The 20,697-nt window shown below is 51.3% G+C and carries 21 protein-coding genes; 9 read left to right on the top strand and 12 right to left on the bottom strand.

Annotated features, from left to right (window positions below):
- Positions 1–43: 43 nt before the first annotated feature.
- Positions 44–544, bottom strand: coding sequence for a cell-envelope stress modulator CpxP (gene cpxP / locus OGY18_RS01315; RefSeq protein ID WP_008787022.1), 501 nt, complete (start codon positions 542–544; stop codon positions 44–46).
- 150 nt (positions 545–694) lie between these two features.
- Between cpxP and cpxR the strand changes: the two genes are divergently transcribed.
- Entirely contained in the window at positions 695–1,393 is a 699-nt protein-coding gene (gene cpxR / locus OGY18_RS01310) for an envelope stress response regulator transcription factor CpxR (protein ID WP_003028763.1), read from the top strand.
- Positions 1,390–2,763: an envelope stress sensor histidine kinase CpxA gene (cpxA, locus tag OGY18_RS01305; protein WP_003028758.1), complete on the top strand. Its 1,374-nt coding sequence runs from the start codon at positions 1,390–1,392 to the stop codon at positions 2,761–2,763. The genes cpxR and cpxA overlap by 4 nt, the downstream gene beginning before the upstream one ends.
- A 40-nt stretch (positions 2,764–2,803) precedes the next feature.
- Here the strand turns inward: cpxA and OGY18_RS01300 are convergent, their stop codons facing one another.
- From OGY18_RS01300 to yiiM, 4 genes are all read right to left on the bottom strand, one after another.
- Positions 2,804–4,054: an MFS transporter gene (locus OGY18_RS01300; RefSeq protein WP_122973888.1), complete on the bottom strand. Its 1,251-nt coding sequence runs from the start codon at positions 4,052–4,054 to the stop codon at positions 2,804–2,806.
- A gap of 122 nt (positions 4,055–4,176) precedes the next feature.
- Positions 4,177–5,130: a sugar phosphate isomerase/epimerase family protein gene (locus OGY18_RS01295; RefSeq protein ID WP_286551365.1), complete on the bottom strand. Its 954-nt coding sequence runs from the start codon at positions 5,128–5,130 to the stop codon at positions 4,177–4,179.
- A gap of 8 nt (positions 5,131–5,138) precedes the next feature.
- The gene (locus OGY18_RS01290; RefSeq protein WP_079939316.1) at positions 5,139–5,843 is read right to left on the bottom strand and encodes a GntR family transcriptional regulator; all 705 of its coding nucleotides are present in this window, start codon (positions 5,841–5,843) and stop codon (positions 5,139–5,141) included.
- Positions 5,844–6,070: 227 nt separating this feature from the next.
- Positions 6,071–6,745 carry a 6-hydroxyaminopurine reductase gene (gene yiiM / locus OGY18_RS01285; RefSeq protein WP_003825233.1) on the bottom strand — a complete coding sequence of 225 codons (675 nt, stop codon included), beginning with the start codon at positions 6,743–6,745 and terminating at the stop codon, positions 6,071–6,073.
- A 152-nt stretch (positions 6,746–6,897) separates the two neighbouring features.
- On the opposite strand from yiiM, the gene OGY18_RS01280 reads away from it, so the two are divergent.
- Positions 6,898–7,794, top strand: coding sequence for a dihydrodipicolinate synthase family protein (locus tag OGY18_RS01280; protein WP_148362602.1), 897 nt, complete (start codon positions 6,898–6,900; stop codon positions 7,792–7,794).
- Between the two features lie 41 nt (positions 7,795–7,835).
- Here the strand turns inward: OGY18_RS01280 and kdgT are convergent, their stop codons facing one another.
- Together kdgT and sodA are read right to left on the bottom strand one after the other, a co-directional pair.
- Positions 7,836–8,819, bottom strand: a complete 984-nt coding sequence (kdgT, locus tag OGY18_RS01275) for a 2-keto-3-deoxygluconate transporter (protein ID WP_003825237.1) — start codon at positions 8,817–8,819, stop codon at positions 7,836–7,838.
- A 235-nt stretch (positions 8,820–9,054) separates the two neighbouring features.
- Complete coding sequence (gene sodA, locus OGY18_RS01270) at positions 9,055–9,675, bottom strand: superoxide dismutase [Mn] (protein ID WP_003825239.1); 621 nt, start codon at positions 9,673–9,675, stop codon at positions 9,055–9,057.
- Positions 9,676–9,964: 289 nt separating this feature from the next.
- Between sodA and rhaT the strand changes: the two genes are divergently transcribed.
- Complete coding sequence (gene rhaT, locus OGY18_RS01265) at positions 9,965–10,999, top strand: L-rhamnose/proton symporter RhaT (RefSeq protein WP_003825242.1); 1,035 nt, start codon at positions 9,965–9,967, stop codon at positions 10,997–10,999.
- A gap of 109 nt (positions 11,000–11,108) precedes the next feature.
- Here the strand turns inward: rhaT and OGY18_RS01260 are convergent, their stop codons facing one another.
- The 4 genes from OGY18_RS01260 to rhaS all read right to left on the bottom strand — a co-directional run bounded on the left by OGY18_RS01260 (position 11,109) and on the right by rhaS (position 14,495).
- Positions 11,109–11,588, bottom strand: a complete 480-nt coding sequence (locus tag OGY18_RS01260; protein WP_286551361.1) for an Hcp family type VI secretion system effector — start codon at positions 11,586–11,588, stop codon at positions 11,109–11,111.
- Between the two features lie 187 nt (positions 11,589–11,775).
- Positions 11,776–12,489: a hypothetical protein gene (locus OGY18_RS01255; RefSeq protein WP_079939312.1), complete on the bottom strand. Its 714-nt coding sequence runs from the start codon at positions 12,487–12,489 to the stop codon at positions 11,776–11,778.
- Between the two features lie 181 nt (positions 12,490–12,670).
- Positions 12,671–13,510 (bottom strand): HTH-type transcriptional activator RhaR, encoded by an 840-nt coding sequence (gene rhaR, locus OGY18_RS01250; protein ID WP_286551358.1) that lies wholly within the window; start codon positions 13,508–13,510, stop codon positions 12,671–12,673.
- 136 nt (positions 13,511–13,646) lie between these two features.
- The gene (gene rhaS / locus OGY18_RS01245) at positions 13,647–14,495 is read right to left on the bottom strand and encodes an HTH-type transcriptional activator RhaS (protein WP_003825246.1); all 849 of its coding nucleotides are present in this window, start codon (positions 14,493–14,495) and stop codon (positions 13,647–13,649) included.
- Positions 14,496–14,798: 303 nt separating this feature from the next.
- Between rhaS and rhaB the strand changes: the two genes are divergently transcribed.
- From rhaB to rhaM, 5 genes are all read left to right on the top strand, one after another.
- Positions 14,799–16,268, top strand: a complete 1,470-nt coding sequence (gene rhaB / locus OGY18_RS01240) for a rhamnulokinase (RefSeq protein WP_286551356.1) — start codon at positions 14,799–14,801, stop codon at positions 16,266–16,268.
- Positions 16,265–17,524, top strand: coding sequence for an L-rhamnose isomerase (rhaA, locus tag OGY18_RS01235; protein ID WP_286551354.1), 1,260 nt, complete (start codon positions 16,265–16,267; stop codon positions 17,522–17,524). The genes rhaB and rhaA overlap by 4 nt, the downstream gene beginning before the upstream one ends.
- Before the next feature lie 143 nt (positions 17,525–17,667).
- On the top strand, positions 17,668–18,495 hold the full coding sequence (gene rhaD / locus OGY18_RS01230; protein WP_003825250.1) for a rhamnulose-1-phosphate aldolase: 828 nt from the start codon (positions 17,668–17,670) through the stop codon (positions 18,493–18,495).
- Between the two features lie 74 nt (positions 18,496–18,569).
- Positions 18,570–19,718 (top strand): lactaldehyde reductase, encoded by a 1,149-nt coding sequence (fucO, locus tag OGY18_RS01225; protein WP_286551351.1) that lies wholly within the window; start codon positions 18,570–18,572, stop codon positions 19,716–19,718.
- Positions 19,715–20,029: an L-rhamnose mutarotase gene (rhaM, locus tag OGY18_RS01220; protein WP_003825253.1), complete on the top strand. Its 315-nt coding sequence runs from the start codon at positions 19,715–19,717 to the stop codon at positions 20,027–20,029. The genes fucO and rhaM overlap by 4 nt, the downstream gene beginning before the upstream one ends.
- Before the next feature lie 83 nt (positions 20,030–20,112).
- Here rhaM and OGY18_RS01215 read toward each other — a convergent pair whose 3' ends face one another.
- The gene (locus tag OGY18_RS01215; protein WP_003825255.1) at positions 20,113–20,661 is read right to left on the bottom strand and encodes a helix-turn-helix domain-containing protein; all 549 of its coding nucleotides are present in this window, start codon (positions 20,659–20,661) and stop codon (positions 20,113–20,115) included.
- Positions 20,662–20,697 lie beyond the last annotated feature (36 nt).

The raw sequence follows: 20,697 nt of genomic DNA, 5'->3' as shown, positions 1-20,697 counted from the left end.
GGGGAAGACAGGGATGGTGTCTATGGCAAGGAAAACAGGGTTACTACTGGGAACGTGAGTTGCTACTACTCAATAAATTCAACGATGAGCTTTTTTTCCAGTGCGCTACGTCGCGCAGTTGCTCCATTCGTTGTTCATGTTTCTCATTTAAAACCGCTTGCTGCTCGGGCGTTAACAGGCGATACATCTGGTTGCGGATCCTGGCTATTTCAACCTGGCGGGCAACCTGTTCTTGCGCCATTCTTTCTGCCTGAGCGCGCACTGCGCTTTCATCAAATTTCTCTGCGGTGACAAGGCGATGCATTGTCTCCATTTCGCTAACATTAACAGGAGGCTGTTCGTGTCTTGCCTGCTGCATTAAATCTCGCATCTGTTGACGTTGATGTTCGGTTAAACTGATACCGTCAAACATGTGGCTCTGAACGCTGCGTTGCGATGAGCCTTCACCCAGGTGCCAGTGATCGCCTGTGACGACTTCAGCTGCATGGCTAAATGTACTGAGTGCCAGCGTTGAGGCCATGACGGCAGCGGTAACTTTGCCCATCACTTGCTCCCAAAATCTTTTCTGTCGCGATTCAACGAGAGACAGTTTACGATTCGGGCTGCAAACATGCGTCAGGGGGTGTAAAACAACGTAAAGTCATAGATTAGCGACGCCTGATGACGTAATTTCTGCCTCGGAGGTACGTAAACAATGAATAAAATCCTGTTAGTTGATGATGACCGAGAGCTGACTTCCCTGTTAAAGGAGTTGCTCGAAATGGAAGGTTTCGATGTGCTGGTTGCCTATGATGGGGAACAGGCGCTTGAGCTTCTGGATGACAGCATCGATTTACTTTTGCTCGACGTCATGATGCCGAAGAAAAACGGCATTGATACGCTGAAAGCACTTCGTCAGACACACCAGACACCTGTAATCATGCTGACCGCTCGCGGCAGCGAATTGGATCGCGTACTTGGCCTTGAGCTGGGCGCGGACGACTATTTACCTAAACCGTTTAACGACCGTGAACTGGTCGCGCGCATCCGCGCTATTCTGCGTCGCTCGCACTGGAGCGAACAGCAGCAGAACAGCGATAACGGCTCGCCGACGCTGGAAGTAGATGCGTTAAGCCTTAATCCGGGTCGCCAGGAAGCCAGCTTTGACGGGCAAATTCTGGAGTTAACCGGCACCGAATTCACCCTGCTCTATTTGCTGGCTCAGCATCTCGGTCAGGTGGTTTCGCGTGAGCACCTGAGCCAGGAAGTGCTGGGCAAACGCCTGACGCCTTTCGATCGCGCGATCGACATGCATATCTCGAACCTGCGTCGTAAGCTGCCAGAGCGTAAAGACGGACACCCGTGGTTTAAAACCCTGCGTGGTCGCGGCTACCTGATGGTCTCCGCTTCATGATAGGGAGCTTAACCGCACGCATCTTTGCCATCTTCTGGTTGACGCTGGCACTGGTGTTGATGTTGGTACTGATGTTACCCAAGCTCGACTCACGCCAGATGACCGAGCTACTGGACAGCGAGCAGCGCCAGGGGTTAATGATTGAGCAACATGTTGAAGCTGAACTGGCGAACGATCCACCCAACGATTTGATGTGGTGGCGTCGCTTGTTTCGGGCGATAGACAAGTGGGCGCCGCCAGGACAGCGGTTATTACTTGTTACGACGGAAGGACGCGTGATCGGCGCAGAACGCAACGAAATGCAGATCATTCGTAACTTTATTGGTCAGGCCGATAACGCCGACCATCCGCAAAAGAAAAAATACGGTCGCGTTGAGATGGTCGGGCCTTTCTCCGTCAGAGACGGTGAAGATAACTACCAGCTGTATCTCATACGACCTGCCAGCAGCTCACAATCTGACTTTATCAACCTGCTGTTCGACCGACCGCTGCTGTTGCTGATCGTCACCATGTTAGTCAGCTCACCGCTATTGCTCTGGCTTGCCTGGAGTCTGGCGAAACCAGCGCGTAAGTTGAAAAACGCGGCGGATGAAGTGGCTCAGGGTAACCTGCGTCAACATCCTGAGCTGGAAGCCGGTCCGCAGGAGTTCCTGGCGGCAGGCGCGAGCTTTAACCAGATGGTTACGGCGCTGGAACGGATGATGACCACACAGCAACGCCTGCTGTCGGACATCTCTCACGAGCTGAGAACACCGCTAACGCGTCTGCAACTGGGCACCGCTCTGCTGCGCCGTCGTAGCGGTGAGAGCAAAGAGCTGGAGCGCATTGAAACAGAAGCACACCGACTGGACAGCATGATCAACGACCTGCTGGTGATGTCACGTAATCAGCAGAAAAACGCGCTGGTCAGTGAAACAGTGAAAGCTAATCAGCTGTGGGGCGAAGTGCTGGATAACGCCGCCTTTGAAGCTGAGCAGATGGGTAAATCACTCACGGTGAATTTCCCGCCGGGTCCGTGGCCGCTGTACGGTAACCCAAATGCGTTGGAAAGCGCGCTGGAAAACATTGTGCGCAATGCCCTGCGCTATTCACATACGAAGATTGAAGTTGGCTTCGCGGTGGATATCGACGGGATTACCATCACCGTGGACGACGATGGCCCAGGCGTTAGCCCTGAAGACAGAGAACAGATTTTCCGTCCGTTCTATCGTACCGATGAGGCGCGCGATCGCGAGTCTGGCGGAACAGGTCTGGGTCTGGCGATTGTTGAAACCGCAATCCAGCAGCATCGTGGCTGGGTGAAGGCCGAAGACAGCCCGCTGGGTGGTTTACGGCTGGTGATTTGGTTGCCGCTGTACAAACGCGCTTAACAGGCTTCCCCGGTAGCCTCGTGCCGGGGAAGCTCTCACTTTATGCTGTCACTTCTGCCGCCGCTAGCTTTTGCTTTTTAATCCGCTTCACCAGAATGGTCGAACAGATAAAGCCCATTAAGCTGAATGCAATCATCACGCTAAAGACATAGTTGTAGCCCGTGATGCCGCTATTGGTATCCAGCAAATAGCCGTACAACGTGTACGCAAACATCGCTGGCATATAACCGATGATGCAACCAAACGCCATTGCCGAGCCCGCATACTCACGTGGGGTACCGATCTCATCCATTGGCGCGAAGAAAATGGCGCGCTGTGAGAAGATAATCGCTCCGAACCCTAATGTCGCCGCCATACCGATATACACGTTCATTGTTTGATGCGGTAACTGCATGAACACAAGCATCGCCACAGCAGAGATCAGGAACGTCCACTTCAGATACACTGTCGGTGATTTAGCAACTTTATCTGCCAACATTCCACCAATCGGCCCACCTACCATTTTTAACGCATACTGGTTGATGATGCCGTACGCACCGACGAGCGCTACCGGCAGCATATAGATATCTTTTAAGAATGGAATAAAGTAAGTCAGTCCACAGTACGCGGCATAAACGAAGAAAATACCTAAAGAAGCCAGCCAAACATTAGGGCAGGACAAAACATGTTTGATACCCTTTAACACTTCCATGTTGGCACTGGTTTTCTCGCCGCCTTTCACTTTGTCATCATCGACAATAAAGTACGTCACAATACCTGCCACAAGCGTAATTACCGTATAGAACAACAGGCCCGCCTGCATCCCCGCTTTACCTTCACCAAACTGGACGAAGACAAACAGAGCGCCAGATGCAACGATAACATCCACTACGCCACGTCCGGCTTCTAAAAAGCCGAACATGCGTCCTTGTTCTTCTTTCGTTCCCAGCAAACGAACGGCTTTCAGCAATACCGGCCAATAAACCACGTCGGCAAAGAAAGCCATCGCGGCAAAGCAAATGAGATAACCGGTAAATGACGGTAGCGTTGCCAGATATAAGCCACATAACCCAACGCCAATCAGACCGAACGGTAATAATATTTTCTTGGAGTAACGGTCTGCGATATAGAGAGAAAGAAAAAGTCCGGTTGTCTGAACAATCGTATAAACCGTAAAGCTCAACCCAATTTGCGTATTAGTTAAACCCCAGTCATTCTGCATTGGCACATAGAAAACATCTTTCATACTCGAAAGCTTGAATATCGTGCCGCCGCCTAAAATCAAAAAACAGAGCCTTGCCCATTTATTCATGAACATGATTAAACCCTCATTGCTTGTTGAGAGAAATATCTAAATTAAATTGTATAATTAATAACGTCAGGGGATTATTTTCATAATCCTTTCCGCATTTAATAATATTTTAAGAAAACTAATTAATTGCCTATAAACTTGTCACATATATCACGGATATATTTTATTTGGGCAAGAGCATGTTCTTTTTCCTGCGCCAGTCGCGCATCAATCATGTTGCTGTCAGGCAGCGGCGTATAACTTGCATCGCGCCATGGGATCCATGGATTATCACCCTCATCGTCGAAGCGAAATGCAGGGGCATAATATTCAACTTCTTCTTCCAGGCCAAAAGCATGTACTTGCGGTTTATCTTCACCTAAAAGTAATAATGCCTTAAGCATCTCTTCCATGGGTAAATCGCCGTGTCCTGAACGACAAGCCTCATGCCCCCAGCCTTTACCTTCTTTAATAATTTTTGCGTCTTTGATATGCACCTGAGTGATCAGAGGAGACATAACCTCTAACGCAGAAAGCGGCTGCTCATTGGCATTAATCATGTTGCCAAAATCAAACAGAATAGAGAGATTTTTCATCCCGCTATTATTAACCAGCGTCACCAGCTCATGGCCTTGCAGATCTTCATGCTGTTCGATAGTAAAGCTTAGTCCGCAATCGTCATACTGAGACAGCCACGCAATATCATTGGCAATCTTCGCCATAACATCGTTTAGATACCCTTCATAACGCGGGTAGAAACGCACTGAAGTTGCACCAGTAGCAACAGCAATACGGATGGCATCCGTCAATGTCGCCTTATCCGATGCGCTCGTTTCGATATGCACATCCAGATTATATTCTTTGGCCTTCTCTTTAAAATCGTGTAGCTGCTGATCGTTCAGTTTCTGCAGTGATTGGGACTCACCATCCTCAACATGTATTTTTACACCCTTCAATTTTTGCTGATGCGCAATATCCAGAAGATCCCCCGGCAGGACTCTCTCGTAGCGCATATTCAGATGAAAAGCATAAGCATGTAGGTACAGCGGTATATTTCTCGCGCGTTCCGCAAGAAGTTCTTGGTTACATTTTCCCATTATTTTTCTCATTCATCGCGAATAACAAGTTCCACTGATTCAAGTCGCCAGTATTCGAAATCAACCTGAACCACTTTTTTATCTCGGGTAGCCCGATGTTTTTCTACTAAAATTCCATACGTATTAGGCGCAACACCCAGCTCTTTGCAGGCCACTTCTGGCATATTAACCGGTTTAAAAATCATTTCTTTGATATTTAAAACATGGCCAAACGCATCTTCCCAGACGCTGGCAAAAGACTGATTGCCCAATTTATTAATGAATCCTGGCGCAACAGCGGCATCAATATAGGATTCATGGTAAAACACTTTATGTGAATCAAGACCGCACCAGCCGGTAACTAAATAGCGATCGCCGGAGGAGAGAAAAACATCATCAACATGATGCGGAACTGTATCAATGGTTTCTTTGGTTAAATAATCCCAAAAAGGCTTACGTCCCTGAGCACAGGCTTCAGCATTGAAGCTGGAAAGTGATTTAGGGTTATAAATAAATCGCTTCGATGAAATAAACCAACCACTGCGGTTCTTGCGGAAAATACGCGCATCGATCTCAAGCTCAATCAGAACCTGACGTAAGGTCATACGCTTTGCATCCAGCAGCTCACATAACTCCCTTTCTGAGGGCAATTTGGACCCCGCTGGTAAATTCTTCTCGTTTAACCAGCTTTCAAAGCGCTCTCTGAGCACATCAACATTGTTTTTCTTTTTCATTTTGCTCATCTGGTTTAAACCAATTTGAAGCTAAGATATTTGAGTGCAGGAAATACTCAAGTTTTTTTTCAACGCAGAGTTTCTTTTTGTGGACCAGGTATCAAGAATGGCTTTGAAGCAAACCGTGACCGTCAGGTTTTTGCCCGGTTTGGTACGCAGAGAGATGAACCACGGGGAGAGGTAAATCAGGTGTCGCCACCTGATTTAATTGCAAGATTAAGGTGGGTTTATTTTCCCCACAAACGGCGGGAATTGTCTTCGATCTTGCCGCTTAAACGACGCTTTTGCATCGTTCTGGTCCAGCTTTTTGATAACCCGGCAGCCGACAGTAGACGGTGATATTGCGAATCATCAAACGGCATATGCCAGGCGATAGCAATTGCCTCCTGTACGCTGACGTCGCTCACGCGTGACGCCAGGATCAATGGCGCGTCTGCTGACACCTGACCAGGCGCGATGACGCTGCACAGCCAGCCTGTCTTACCCACATCCTGCATCTGGCTGGCCATATCGCTGATGCCAAAATGGAAATTCAGCTTAAAGCACGGCGAGCGCGGCTGCGTGACCTGAATCAGCGCCTCTCCCCACTGGAAAATGTCGCCAATATACACATTCTCTTCAGTCAGCCCCTCAGTAGAGAGGTTCTCACCAAACGCGGGGGCGACAAATAGCTCCGCCTGCTCCGGGAACGCTTGTCTCCAGTGCTGATAGTGTTCACGCGGGTAGTGACACAGCGCGCGATCCGGCCCGCCATGAATTTTCGTTTCCGCCTGTTCATCCCCCGTCAGTCCCAGTTCAGTCAGCATCAATTCACCGTCAATCTGGACTTTAGCAATCGCGCTGGGACGGCTTCCCGTGTAGTCCCGAACTTTGCCCGTAAAAACATCGACCGGATATCGCATCTGTTCCCTCTCCCGATAAATTTCCCCCATTACACCACATTTATTTTACCCCAGTCGCTCAAAATGAGAGCACGGTTCACATGAAAGTTAGGGACACATGCTATCAATGTAAGCTGGTTTTGAAACATCATTTCAAATAAGGAGTCGACAACGTGACTGGTCAATCGCAATTTGCTGGCGTCTGGTGTCCTTCCATTACGCCAATGGACAATGATGGAAAGATCGATCTCAACGGTCTAAGCCAACATCTCAAACGCCTTACCGAGGCCAAAATCGACGTGATTTTGCTGATGGGCAGCATCGGGGAATTTGCCTCCTTTACGCTCGAAGAAAGGCTGCTGCTGATCCGCGAAGCCCGTGCCATGAGCCCGCTAAAGATGGTCGCCAACGTCTCATCCACCTGCCAGAATGATGTTTTATTGATGGCGCAGGAAGCGTATCGCTCAGGTTACGATGCCGTGATGATCCTGCCACCCTACTACTACGGACAAACAGCGAAACAGCTGCTGAGCTACTTCCGTCAGTTGGGGCAGAAACTCAGCGGCAAATGGTTTGCTTATAACTTCCCGGCACGCACCGGCTGCGATTTAACCCCCGAACTGGTAGCTACCCTCGCCGCCGAGTTCCCGAATTTTGCTGGCATTAAAGACACCGTCGACTGCCAGTCCCATACCCGCAGTATGATTCAGACCACCCGCGCCGTGCGGGAGGATTTTGCCGTGCTGTCCGGCTATGACGAATACTACATTCCCAACCTGTTGGCAGGTGGCGCGGGGATTATTTCAGGGTTGAACAACGTCATGCCGGAACTGTTTGTCAGCGCGCGGGAAGCGTTTAAACAGGGCGACCTGGCAGCGCTTCGCGATATTCAGGACCAGATTGGCACCTACATGTCCATCTATGCCATTGGCGAAGATTTTGTCACCACCATCAAAACCGTGGTATCGCGTAAATTTGGCTATTGTACCGGCGTGTCACGTAATGCCGGTGGAGAGTTGAACGAGAGTGAGTGCCGAACAATCGATGAGGTGTTTGTCGTCAAAGGGTAAATAATTAAGCCGGATGGAGCAGACCATCCGGCTTAAGAGACTTACTTCACGGTACCACGAATATCAATTTCTGCCGCCCTTGCTTTGACCTTTTTCGACCAGATAGACGTGATAATCGGCACCAGAATGGAGGTCACAATCACCGACGTGGCGACCAGGGAAGTTGCTGCCGGTGCCATCGGTTTAAATGCCGGAACCATTTCAGCAATCAGCACAGGCGTAGCAACCGCCGCCCCCGCGGAACTGGAAGCGGCAATCCCCGCCGTACCATCGCCACCACCAATCAGTTTATCGGCGATAATCAATGGAATACCAGTGATGATAATCACCGCCACGCCCAGCAGAATACCCAGCACGCCGGTCTGCGCAATCACGCTCAAATCAATGGTGTTACCTAATGCGAAGGCAAAGAACGGGATCAGCGTCTGCACCGCTTTGCTAAAGAACTCCCGCAGTTCAGGGTCCAGATTCCCCAGCGCAAAGCCAATCAGGAACGGCAATACTGCACCAACAAATACGTGCGGTTCAAACGAAGCGATCCCGGCGGTTCCCAGAATCACCATGGTCATCAGCGGGCCAGACTCCAGCGACATCAGGACAAACGCCCCGGCCTCTTCTTTGGTGCCGTACTGCTGCATAATCGAGGCATACAGCCCGCCGTTGGTCATATCCATCGCGGCCACCAGCGCCAGCGTAGACAACCCAGCGAAGAATCCGACCTCTACACCATGTTCCGGCAGAATGCGTGAAGCAATCGCTGCAACCACCCACGCCACCAGAATCTTGGTTATGACTAACGTACCTGATTTACGCAGCACGGTGCCGGTGGCGCTTAGCTTGATCGACGCCCCCATGCAAAAGAACCAGACTGCCAGGATAGGTACCGTACCGGTGATCATACCGTTGGTAAAGGAGCCGAAATATTTCCCGGCGCCGGGGGAAAAGGTGTGACACAACGCGCCCAGGAAAAGCGGCACCAGCATCATACCGCCTGGGATTTTCTCTATCGTACGTTTGATCTGCATTTCCATCACCTGTAGACATAAAAATGGGGCAATTTTTATGGGCGATTGCATCTTGCTTTGAGATGCGCCCGTCTTGATGAAAAGAAGATAGACATTCATAGAGACTATAAAAGTGATCCCACTCGCATAATAAAACCTTGTTTCAATTTAAGTGGATCATTGTTTTTATATTGAGTTTGATCACAAAAAAACCCCACAAGCATCGCTTGCAGGGCTTTTTGTTAAAGCGTAGAACTTATTTTTTTGCTGCGAAACGCGCGGCAGCTTCGTCCCAGTTCACAACGTTCCAGAACTCTTTGATGTAGTCCGGGCGACGGTTCTGGAATTTCAGGTAGTAAGCGTGTTCCCACACGTCCAGGCCCACGATTGGGAAACCGGAAGCGCCAGAGATAGCTTCACCCATCAGCGGTGAATCCTGGTTGGCGGTGGAAACAACAGCCAGTTTGTCACCTTTCAGAACCAGCCACGCCCAGCCGGAGCCAAAGCGGGTTGCCGCTGCTTTTTCAAATTCAGCTTTGAAGTTGTCAACGGAGCCGAAGTCACGTTCGATAGCCGCTTTCAGGTCGCCCTGCAGCGTAGTACCGGTTTTCAGGCCTTTCCAGAACAGGCTATGGTTAGCGTGACCGCCCGCGTTGTTACGCAGTACGGTTTTCTTGTCTGCTGGCAGTTGATCCAGTTTGGTGATCAGCTCTTCAACGGACAGGCTGGCGAATTCAGGCAGGCTTTCCAGCGCAGCGTTGGCGTTATTTACGTAAGCCTGGTGGTGTTTGGTGTGGTGGATTTCCATCGTCTGCTTATCGAAGTGCGGTTCAAGGGCATCATAAGCGTACGGCAGGGATGGCAGTGTATAACTCATAATCATCTCCAGTATTGTCGGGCGGCCAGTGTTAACGCCGCGTAAGCAGTTGGGTCATTATAGTTAATTAAATGATATTGAAAATGATTATCAATGCCGTACTTTTTACAGGGTCTTAATGAATCAAACCCATTGTTAAAGATGTGAGCCGAATCACCCACTTAACGTGATAATTGCCAACATGCGCAAAAGGGCGGCAATCGTCAAAAGGTTAACCACCTGCGTAATTTTTAAACTCGTTAGGTCGGAGGGGTCATTACCGACGATAAAAAATAACGAGGATTAAGTCATGAGTAACGCGATTACGATGGGTATCTTTTGGCATTTGATAGGGGCAGCCAGTGCCGCCTGTTTCTATGCCCCGTTCAAGCAAGTCAAACATTGGTCATGGGAAACGATGTGGTCGGTTGGCGGGATCGTCTCCTGGATAATCCTGCCGTGGACCATCAGCGCCATGTTACTTCCCGATTTCTGGGCCTACTTCAGCTCCTTCAGCCTCTCCACACTGGCTCCGGTATTTCTGTTTGGTGCAATGTGGGGGATTGGCAATATCAACTATGGCCTGACCATGCGCTATCTCGGTATGTCGATGGGTATCGGGATTGCGATAGGTATTACGCTGATTGTCGGCACGCTGATGACCCCGATTATCAACGGCAATTTTGATGTACTGATCAATACCTCTGGTGGCCGCATGACGCTGCTTGGCGTACTGGTCGCGCTGATTGGCGTAGGCATTGTTACCCGTGCCGGTCAGTTAAAAGAACGCAAAATGGGCATCAAAGCGGAAGATTTCAACCTGAAAAAAGGTCTGGTTCTGGCCGTCATGTGCGGTATTTTCTCCGCCGGGATGTCCTTTGCGATGAACGCAGCGAAACCGATGCACGATGCCGCCGCCGCGTTGGGCGTCGATCCGCTGTATGTCGCCCTGCCTAGCTATGTGGTCATTATGGGCGGTGGCGCGCTTGTTAACCTGGGCTTCTGCTTCATTCGTCTGGCAAAAGTGAAGAACTTGTCGATAAAAGCCGACTTCTCGTTAGCCAAACCGCTGATTATCACCAACGTGCTGCTCTCTGCGCTTGGTGGCTTGATGTGGTATCTGCAATTCTTCTTCTACGCCTGGGGCCACGCACGTATTCCGGCGCAGTATGACTATGTAAGCTGGATGCTGCACATGAGCTTCTATGTTCTGTGCGGCGGGATTGTCGGTCTGGTATTGAAAGAGTGGAAAAACGCGGGTCGTCGTCCGGTCAGCGTGCTAAGCCTCGGCTGCGTGGTGATCATTGTCGCGGCAAACATTGTCGGTCTGGGAATGGCCAGCTAAGCATGCTGAGTACTGAGATGACGCCACTGGCTCGGCGTCATCTATCCACCAGTTCCCATCATTAGTAAATAATTCCTCACACCCATTTTCACGTTGCCCAAAAGCTGACTTAATAGATTGTACGTTGATTCCATTCATCGGTATAAATGATATTACCGTCACAATGTTTCCAGGTAATTTTCTCGTAGCGCAGCAGAATAGTCTCAAGATGTGTGCCTGTTGCTGCGCCAGGATATAAATCAGGCGTGATTGAAGTGAGCTTCACGTTGTGAAGGATTATGTTGAAATACTCCTTTTCCATCCCTGCTTCATTAATTGAGTACATTTTAATCATCGCGGATTTAAGCGTAGCTCCGGTACTTAAGGCCCTGTACAAAAAAGGTGTAACTCGGTCGAATTCTTTTTGGAACATGATGGGTGCATGAATTCGCGTACCGGTCAGACGCCCTGTATTACTATCAACCGGAATATTGACGTTATGAGTTAGTGACTTTATTTCAATAGATCCAACGCGACCTACGATCTGGCATGAGCCGGGCATAGGAGAATCATTCTCATCGGTTAGCCACAAATAAGCTGGATTAGACATGAAATACTCCTTTTATTTAAACTTAGTGAATAGTGAAGTCAACCGGGGGAAAAACCACATCAAAAAAATAAGCGTTATTAATGTTAGTAAAAGACAATATTCAGGAAATAGATGAAGCCATAACAGACCAAAGCCTATTACCAGCGCTGGAAACACTACACTTTCTAATAAAAGTGTGATCAAACTATTAAACACCAAAATCCCTCTGCAAAAAATCCGCTAAATTATCAAAATTTGAGAAGTGCTTTGACTTTACTCTACTAATCATATTGGAAATAGCTGGTTCAACAAAATAATAGAGCATTTCAAGCTTTGCCTGATATAAAACCCAATAATAATCTGGATCAATTCCTTTTAGCTGCCGCGCAGCAAGAGCGCACTTTTGTTGAACTCCGAAAAATTGCAGCAAAAATACCGCTTGCGGCAGTTTTGCAGATAAACGCTCAACGATGATTTTCGACATGAAGCCAGACTGAGACAACGCAATAGAAGCCGCGGAAGCAAAAGCATACCGAGTTCCTCCCGCAATATTCATATGAGTAGCCAGTGCAGACATTTTTCTGATAAATTGACGAGCCGAGCCTTCGGGATTACCTTCATCAACATCATCACTTATTGTTATGAAATACAAATAAAGCATATATGTAATTACATCACGATATCTATATATTGACTCAATGGAATAGAGCATCCTTATTTCTTCAGATTTTAACTCCTGACAAATATCATTGTACTGAGGTATAAAACATGATGAATACCAACTAGCTCGCTCAATACCAGAATATATATCTGAAGCAACACCTCTGGCTGATTGAAAAACCCCACCAACAGCATTCTGAGTGGTTAGAGCCAGCCGTCTATCATTTTGAAACTTCATCCTTAAATAGTCAGACGCCTGCATTACTTAGCTCTCAGTCATTTATGATGATAAATTATCATATACGTTCACGCCCCCCATGATAATGGGCGTTATTCCTATTTTACTCTTTATTTACAGCAATAAACCATCGTGGAGATTTTATTTTATAGAAGTATTCGCTGTCAGATTTTATCACCCTAATATGCGATATTATTATGATTCCTCACTCAGCCAGATGACGCCACTGGCTCGGCGTCATCCCGGTTTCCCGCGTAAATACCACCGAAAAGTAGTTACTGTCCTCAAAGCCGCAGCGCATGGAAATCTCGCTAATCATCAACCGACTATGTTTGAGCAGATACTGCGCATGGCAAACCCGCACCTGGCGGAGATACTGGTTGATAGTCATCCCGGTCTGGCTGCGAAACTGCTGGCGCAAAACGCGCTCGCTGCACCCTTCGCGCTCGCAAAACGTATCCAGTTCGAACGCATGCTCATGGCTACCGGCTAACGCGGTGATCAGTTTATCCAGCAGCGTTTCACTGGAGGTCGCCGGGAGCGTATCCGTGGCATAACGATGCCGCTTAAGGTGTGTCACCAGTTGCCCGAACAGCAGCTCAGCCATGGTAAAAGCCTGTGCATCACGCTGATTGCTTTCATGCTCAAGCTGGCTTATCACCTGTCGGGCCTGAGTCATGCCAACGCTGCCGAGTCGCCAATGCGGCTGCCTCGGCGTACCGTCAAATCCGGGGATCGCCCCTTGCCAGTCAACATTCAGCGTCAACCGCTCCGGGCAGTAGATGATATTTTGCAACACCAGGTCGTTCACGGAGGTGTAGGAGTGTTTATCTTCGGCGCGAATGTAAAACAGATCGCCACGGGTTATCCGGTACGGACGATCGTTAAGGACATGCAGACCATTACCGCGCCAGACCATAACCAGCTCGCAAAACTCGTGGGTATGCTCAGCAAAGACATCCTGCGGATAACGGTCAGCCACGGCCACAGCCTGCTGCTCATGCGCAAAGAAGTCTGATTTCAGAAGGATTAGCTGATTCGCCATCACATGACCTCAACCTGAATGCTTGCCGGATGCGCTGCGCTTATCCGGCCTACAGGGCATCCACGTAGGCCGGATAAGGCGTAAAGGGACATGATTATCTGAGATTCGGCGGTAAAAAACGTTGATAGCTTTCGCGTTACTGGAGGCTGCTTGCCACAACGAGATCGCGCCCCTGGCGAATATCGCGTGGCGACCACTTGAACTCACGGCGAAAAAGCGTGGAAAAGTGGTTACTGTCGCCGAATCCGCAGAGATAAGCGATGTCTGTCACACTGTCATCACTGTGGCGAAGCAGATGTCGGGCCTTGATCAGCCGCAAGCGGTTAAGGTAGCGCTGCGGCGTCAATCCGGTTTGCTGTTTGAGCTGGCGATGCAGAGTGCGCAAAGAGAGGGAAAACTTCTCGGCCAGAGCCTCCCAACACACCTCGTCGGCAAAGTTATCTTCCAGCCACGCCATCAGGAGGTTAAGCCGCGCGTCGTTATCGGTCGCGGCTTCCATCAGGCTGCTTTTACGCAGCAGCACCAGCAGCTGCATAAACAGGATCTCGCGATTTGCCGCCGTTGGTGTATCCATCCCCTCACCGAGCGCTTCCATCTGCCCCACCAGTTGTCGAACCTGCTGCAACACACCCTGATTCACCCGCCAGTGGGAAGGATACTGCCCATTCTGTTCCTGAGGTAAAAGCTGATTCAGCCCAGCCAGAAATTGAAACGCATCCGGGGAACGATACAACACATTGGTCAGGCACAGATTGTCAGTATGTTCATATAAATGCCGGTCATGATCGCGAACGAAACACACCGTACCGCCGCTGATAGTGTAAGGCTGTCCGTTGAACACATGGATCCCCGTGCCGTGTTCGACCACCACAATTTCATGAAAATCATGATGATGTTCTGGAAACGCAGGTTGAGGAAGCCGCGGTTCAATAGCCACTGGCGCTTTACCTGTCGGAAAAAAATCCACGCAATGCAATACCGTCATGATGCCATCCTTCCCGATCAAATGAACATGGCTGAATAGTAATTAAGGGTTATCACCCTCACCTTAAATTTTTGACGCCAAAGTGCGTAAACACGGTCAATTCTTCAAGAAATGGCGGGAAAGATCGGGAATTGCGGAAGACGTCACATCCGCTAAAACCGGTCCTATTAATAGAAATTGTGAACAGCGTCACGTTCACCTTTGCCACGTTGCCAGCCGCTAATTGCGGCTGTCACTGTCAAGAAGGTACGCGTTATCTGGGGTTCTTAGACTGAGTGCAATAAAACTCAGAAGGACCTCGCTATGACTTTTCGCCATTGTGTCGCAGTCGATCTCGGCGCATCCAGTGGGCGCGTAATGCTGGCGCGTTACGACAGTGAACACCGCACCCTGACGCTGCGTGAAATCCACCGCTTCGTGAACTGCCTGCAAAAAACAGATGGTTTTGACACCTGGGACATCGACAGCCTGGAAAACGATATTCGTTTTGGCCTGAAAAAAGTCTGCGATGAAGGCATTCGGATAGACAGCATCGGTATTGATACCTGGGGCGTGGATTACGTCCTGATCGATAACGCCGGACAACGTGTCGGTCTGCCGGTCTCTTACCGTGACAGCCGCACGACCGGCATTATGGCGCAGGCGATGACGCAGCCGGGTAAAGGTGAAATTTACCGCCGTAGCGGTATTCAGTTTCTGCCCTTTAACACCCTGTATCAGCTGCGTGCGTTGGTTGAACAGCAGCCAGAACTGCTCCCGCAGGTGGCCCATGCCCTGCTGATCCCCGACTACTTCAGCTTTCGCCTGACCGGCAAAATGAACTGGGAATACACCAATGCCACCACCACCCAGCTAGTCAATATCAATACCGACGACTGGGATGACACACTGCTGGCGTGGACCGGGGCAGACAAAGCCTGGTTTGGTCGCCCGACGCATCCAGGGAACGTGATCGGCCACTGGATTTGCCCGCAGAAAAACCAAATTCCGGTTGTCGCCGTCGCCAGTCACGACACGGCCAGCGCGGTCATTGCTTCTCCGCTGGCCAACAAAAACAGCGCCTATCTCTCTTCCGGGACCTGGTCGCTGATGGGCTTTGAGAGTAGAACGCCGTATACCAACGATGCGGCGCTGGCGGCGAATATCACCAACGAAGGCGGCGCGGAAGGACGCTACCGCGTGCTGAAAAATATTATGGGGCTGTGGCTGCTCCAGCGCGTATTAAAAGAGCGCCAGATTACCGACCTGCCAACGCTTATCAGCCAAACGCAAGCGCTGCCTGCCTGCCGGTTCCTGATAAACCCGAACGACGATCGCTTTATCAACCCCGACGATATGAGTGCAGAAATTCAGGCGGCATGCCGTGAATCAGGCCAACCCGTTCCCCTGCAAAACGCTGAACTGGCGCGCTGTATCTTCGACAGCCTGGCGTTGCTGTACGCCCACATCCTGCAAGAACTGGCACAACTGCGTGGTGCAGCATTTAGCCAACTGCACATTGTCGGTGGCGGCTGCCAGAACGCCTTACTGAACCAACTGTGCGCGGATGCCTGCGGTATTCGCGTGATGTCCGGGCCGATTGAGGCCTCCACGCTCGGCAATATTGGCATCCAGTTGATGACGCTGGACGAGCTGAACAACGTCGATGATTTCCGTCAGGTGGTGCGCGCCAACTACGAACTGACCACCTTCATTCCCAATCCTGAAAGTGAAATTGCCCGCTACCAGGCGCAGTTTCAATCACTACGACAGACAAAGGAGCTTTGCGCATGACCACTCAACTTGAACAAGCCTGGGAACTGGCAAAACTGCGTTTCGCCGCGGTAGGCATTGATGTCGAGGCGGCCTTACGCCAGCTCGATCGTCTGCCAGTCTCCATGCACTGCTGGCAGGGCGATGATGTCGCCGGTTTCGAAAACCTGGAAGGCTCGCTCACTGGCGGTATTCAGGCTACCGGTAACTATCCGGGTAAAGCGCGTAACGCCACCGAACTGCGGGCCGATCTGGAGCAGGCGCTGAGCCTGATTCCTGGTCCAAAACGTCTGAATTTGCACGCGATCTATCTGGAATCTGATACGCCGGTTGCCCGCGACAAAATCAAACCTGAGCACTTTAAAAACTGGGTGGAGTGGGCGAAAGCGAACCAGTTAGGGCTGGATTTCAACCCATCCTGCTTCTCACACCCGCTGAGCGCCGACGGTTTCACGCTGGCGCACGCCGACGACACCATTCGCCAGTTCTGGATCGATCACTGCAAAGCCAGCCGTCGCGTCTCGGCGTATTTTGGCGAGCAGTTGGGTACACCATCGGTGATGAACATCTGGATCCCGGATGGCATGAAAGACATCACCGTTGACCGTTTAGCGCCGCGCCAGCGTCTGCTGGACGCACTGGACGAAGTGATCAGCGAGAAACTTGACCCGGCGCACCATATCGATGCCGTCGAAAGCAAGCTGTTTGGCATCGGTGCGGAAAGCTACACCGTGGGCTCTAACGAGTTCTACATGGGTTACGCCACCAGCCGCCAGACCGCACTGTGTCTGGATGCGGGCCACTTCCATCCGACTGAAGTGATCTCCGACAAAATTTCCGCCGCCATACTGTATGTACCGCGCCTGCTGCTGCACGTCAGCCGTCCGGTGCGCTGGGACAGCGACCACGTGGTGCTGCTGGATGATGAAACTCAGGCGATTGCCAGCGAGATCGTCCGCCACAACCTGTTTGACCGCGTACACATTGGCCTCGACTTCTTCGACGCCTCCATTAACCGCATTGCCGCGTGGGTGATCGGCACCCGCAATATGAAAAAAGCCCTGCTGCGCGCGCTGTTAGAACCCACCGAACAACTGCGTCAGCTCGAAGCCAACGGCGACTACACCGCACGCCTGGCCCTGCTGGAAGAGCAAAAATCGCTGCCGTGGCAGGCCGTCTGGGAGATGTATTGCCAGCGCCACGACACGCCTGCGGGCAGCCAGTGGCTGGACAGCGTGCGCGCTTATGAAAAAGAGATTTTGAGCAAACGTAGCTAACCGTGACGCCAGGCTTGTAGGCCGGATAAGACGCCCCGCGTCGCCATCTGGCAATGAATGAAACACGATTGCCGGATACCGCTTCGCTTATCCGGCCTTCGTAAGACCCGATAACGTTTGGGCAATAAACAGGAACACCGAACATGCAAAATATTACGACTTCCTGGTTCGTCCAGGGGATGATCAAAGCCACTTCTGATGCGTGGCTGAAAGGCTGGGACGAGCGTAACGGCGGCAACCTGACGCTGCGTCTTGATGAAGCAGATATCGCGCCGTTTAGCGCCGATTTCTACGAAAAACCACGCTATATTGCGCTAAGTCAGCCGATGCCGCTGCTGGCAAACACGCCGTTTATCGTCACTGGTTCCGGTAAATTTTTCCGTAACGTTCAGCTCGATCCCGCGGCAAATTTGGGCGTGGTACAAGTAGACAGCGACGGTGCGGGCTACCACATCCTCTGGGGCCTGACCCACGAGGCCGTGCCGACCTCTGAACTGCCGGCTCACTTCCTCTCCCACTGCGAACGCATTAAAGCGACGAACGGTAAAGACCGCGTGATCATGCACTGCCATGCCACCAACCTGATCGCTCTGACCTACGTACTGGAAAACAACACAGCGCTGATTACCCGCAAGCTGTGGGAAGGCAGCACCGAGTGCCTGGTGGTGTTCCCGGATGGCGTTGGCATTCTGCCGTGGATGGTGCCGGGTACAGATGAAATTGGTCAGGCTACCGCCGAGGAAATGCAGAAACACTCGCTGGTACTTTGGCCGTTCCACGGCGTGTTCGGAAGCGGACCTACCCTAGACGAAGCGTTCGGTTTGATAGATACCGCAGAGAAATCCGCCGAAGTTCTGGTCAAAATCTTTTCGATGGGCGGTATGAAGCAGACCATCTCACGTGAAGAGCTGGTCGCACTTGGCAAACGCTTTGGTGTTACGCCGCTGGCAAGCGCCATAGAGCTGTACTGATACCTCCCAACTCAACGCCGGATGCGGCTTCACCTTATCCGGCCTACAGGATTTTATTATTAAGGAGAATAGTGATGAGCTTTATGTTGGCACTGCCAAAAATTAGCCTGCATGGCGCCGGCGCGATTGCCGATATGGTGAATCTCGTGGCGAATAAACAATGGGGCAAAGCGCTGATCGTCACCGATGGTCAACTGGTAAAACTGGGCCTGCTGGATAGCCTGTTTGCCGCGCTGGATAAACATCAAATGTCTTACCACCTGTTTGATGAAGTATTCCCGAACCCGACAGAAGAGCTGGTACAGAAAGGTTTTGCGGCCTATCAGAACGCAGAATGTGACTACATCATCGCCTTCGGTGGCGGCAGCCCGATCGATACCGCCAAAGCGGTAAAAATCCTGACAGCCAACCCTGGCCCTTCTACCGCTTACTCCGGCGTGGGCAAAGTGAAAAATGCGGGCGTCCCGCTGGTCGCCATCAACACTACCGCCGGTACGGCAGCAGAGATGACCAGCAACGCGGTCATTATCGACTCTGCCCGTAAGGTCAAAGAGGTGATCATCGACCCGAATATCATCCCGGATATCGCCGTGGATGATGCCAGCGTCATGCTGGAAATCCCGGCCTCCGTCACCGCCGCAACCGGTATGGACGCCCTGACCCACGCGGTGGAAGCCTATGTTTCCGTTGGCGCTCATCCGCTTACCGACGCTAACGCACTGGAAGCGATTCGCCTGATCAACCTGTGGCTACCAAAAGCGGTCGACGACGGTCATAACCTCGAAGCTCGTGAGCAAATGGCGTTTGGTCAGTATCTGGCGGGGATGGCATTTAACAGCGCTGGTCTGGGTCTGGTGCATGCGCTGGCGCACCAGCCGGGCGCAACCCATAATCTGCCACACGGCGTCTGCAACGCCATCCTGCTGCCGGTAATCGAAAACTTTAACCGTCCGAACGCCGTGGCGCGCTTTGCCCGCGTGGCGCAGGCAATGGGCGTCGATACCCGTGACATGAGCGATGAAGCGGCAAGTATGGAGGCCATCAACGCGATTCGTGCACTCAGCAAGCGTGTCGGTATTCCTGCGGGCTTTGGCTCCCTTGGCGTGACGAAAGAGGATATTGAAGGCTGGCTGGATAAAGCGTTGGCCGATCCGTGTGCGCCGTGCAACCCGCGCACCGCCAGCCGCGACGAGGTCCGCGAGCTGTATCTGGAGGCGTTATGATCCGCAAGGCCTTTGTGATGCAGGTGAATGCCGACGCGCACGTTGAGTACCAGCGTCGTCATAACCCCATCTGGCCAGAGCTGGAAGCGGTGCTGAAAGAGCACGGCGCCCATCACTACGCGATTTATCTCGATCAGGCGCGCAATCTGCTGTTCGCCACCGTTGAGATTGAGTCCGAAGAACGCTGGAATGCCGTTGCCAGCACCGACGTTTGCCAACGTTGGTGGAAGCATATGCGTGACGTAATGCCAGCAAACCCGGACAACAGCCCGGTTAGCGCAGAGCTAAAAGAAGTGTTTTATTTGCAGTAAGTTATATGCCCGGTGGCACAAGCTTACCGGGCCTACGGTTTTATTTTTTGTAGGTCGGATAAGCGATAGCGCCATCCGACAATTCAATTTTGCTCAGAGACCAGAATCGCCTGGGTGTCAGGCTCCAGCGCTTTAAAAATATGCGCCCGATCGGCGGGGTAACAAATATAGTCCCCCTCGCCTAACTCCTCCGGCGCCTCAGTCAATCCTACCATCGCCTTACCCTGCGTCACGATGATGTGTTCAACCGATCCCGGCGGATGCGGCTGTGAAATACGATCCGCGCCCGGTTGCGTCAGCAGCAGATAGATATCTCGCCGCGCCCCCGGTGGGCAGGCGGCCAGTAAAATGGCCTGATAGTGGGCCTGTTCAGCCACCACCTTTGTCCCTTCGCCACGGCGAATCACCTGCGTTTTTTGTTCCTGCGGCTCCAGCAGGCGAGCAAAGGGAATATCTAACGCCACACACAGCGACCAGAGCGTTTCCAGGCTAGGATTGCCATTGCCCGCTTCCAATTGCGAGAGGGTCGATTTTGCAATCCCTGCGCGACGGGCAATCTCTGCCAATGACAAACCGGTGCGCTGGCGTTCACGCACAAGGCTTTTCGCGATCATACTGATGGGCTGGGTCATTCACGACTCCATGTTCTTTATATCGAACGAATCGTT

The sequence above is a fragment of the Citrobacter sp. Cpo142 genome (assembly GCF_030332425.1).
In the GTDB taxonomy this organism is placed as follows: Bacteria; Pseudomonadota; Gammaproteobacteria; order Enterobacterales; family Enterobacteriaceae; genus Citrobacter; species Citrobacter portucalensis.
Note: the sequence above shows the minus strand (reverse complement) of the source record. Positions and strands in the feature narration are given on the sequence as shown.

Bases quoted from the DNA above. Each gene is read 5' to 3' on its own strand.
- cpxP (WP_008787022.1), bottom strand. From the start codon at position 544: ATGGGCAAAGTTACCGCTGCCGTCATGGCCTCAACGCTGGCACTCAGT.
- OGY18_RS01300 (WP_122973888.1), bottom strand. From the start codon at position 4,054: ATGAATAAATGGGCAAGGCTCTGTTTTTTGATTTTAGGCGGCGGCACG.
- rhaA (WP_286551354.1), top strand. From the start codon at position 16,265: ATGACCACTCAACTTGAACAAGCCTGGGAACTGGCAAAACTGCGTTTC.
- OGY18_RS01215 (WP_003825255.1), bottom strand. From the start codon at position 20,661: ATGACCCAGCCCATCAGTATGATCGCGAAAAGCCTTGTGCGTGAACGC.
- fucO (WP_286551351.1), top strand. From the start codon at position 18,570: ATGAGCTTTATGTTGGCACTGCCAAAAATTAGCCTGCATGGCGCCGGC.
- rhaR (WP_286551358.1), bottom strand. From the start codon at position 13,510: ATGGCGAATCAGCTAATCCTTCTGAAATCAGACTTCTTTGCGCATGAG.
- kdgT (WP_003825237.1), bottom strand. From the start codon at position 8,819: ATGCAGATCAAACGTACGATAGAGAAAATCCCAGGCGGTATGATGCTG.
- OGY18_RS01255 (WP_079939312.1), bottom strand. From the start codon at position 12,489: ATGCAGGCGTCTGACTATTTAAGGATGAAGTTTCAAAATGATAGACGG.
- yiiM (WP_003825233.1), bottom strand. From the start codon at position 6,745: ATGCGATATCCGGTCGATGTTTTTACGGGCAAAGTTCGGGACTACACG.
- rhaS (WP_003825246.1), bottom strand. From the start codon at position 14,495: ATGACGGTATTGCATTGCGTGGATTTTTTTCCGACAGGTAAAGCGCCA.
- rhaT (WP_003825242.1), top strand. From the start codon at position 9,965: ATGAGTAACGCGATTACGATGGGTATCTTTTGGCATTTGATAGGGGCA.
- OGY18_RS01295 (WP_286551365.1), bottom strand. From the start codon at position 5,130: ATGGGAAAATGTAACCAAGAACTTCTTGCGGAACGCGCGAGAAATATA.
- OGY18_RS01260 (WP_286551361.1), bottom strand. From the start codon at position 11,588: ATGTCTAATCCAGCTTATTTGTGGCTAACCGATGAGAATGATTCTCCT.
- OGY18_RS01290 (WP_079939316.1), bottom strand. From the start codon at position 5,843: ATGAAAAAGAAAAACAATGTTGATGTGCTCAGAGAGCGCTTTGAAAGC.
- sodA (WP_003825239.1), bottom strand. From the start codon at position 9,675: ATGAGTTATACACTGCCATCCCTGCCGTACGCTTATGATGCCCTTGAA.
- cpxA (WP_003028758.1), top strand. From the start codon at position 1,390: ATGATAGGGAGCTTAACCGCACGCATCTTTGCCATCTTCTGGTTGACG.
- cpxR (WP_003028763.1), top strand. From the start codon at position 695: ATGAATAAAATCCTGTTAGTTGATGATGACCGAGAGCTGACTTCCCTG.
- rhaD (WP_003825250.1), top strand. From the start codon at position 17,668: ATGCAAAATATTACGACTTCCTGGTTCGTCCAGGGGATGATCAAAGCC.
- rhaM (WP_003825253.1), top strand. From the start codon at position 19,715: ATGATCCGCAAGGCCTTTGTGATGCAGGTGAATGCCGACGCGCACGTT.
- rhaB (WP_286551356.1), top strand. From the start codon at position 14,799: ATGACTTTTCGCCATTGTGTCGCAGTCGATCTCGGCGCATCCAGTGGG.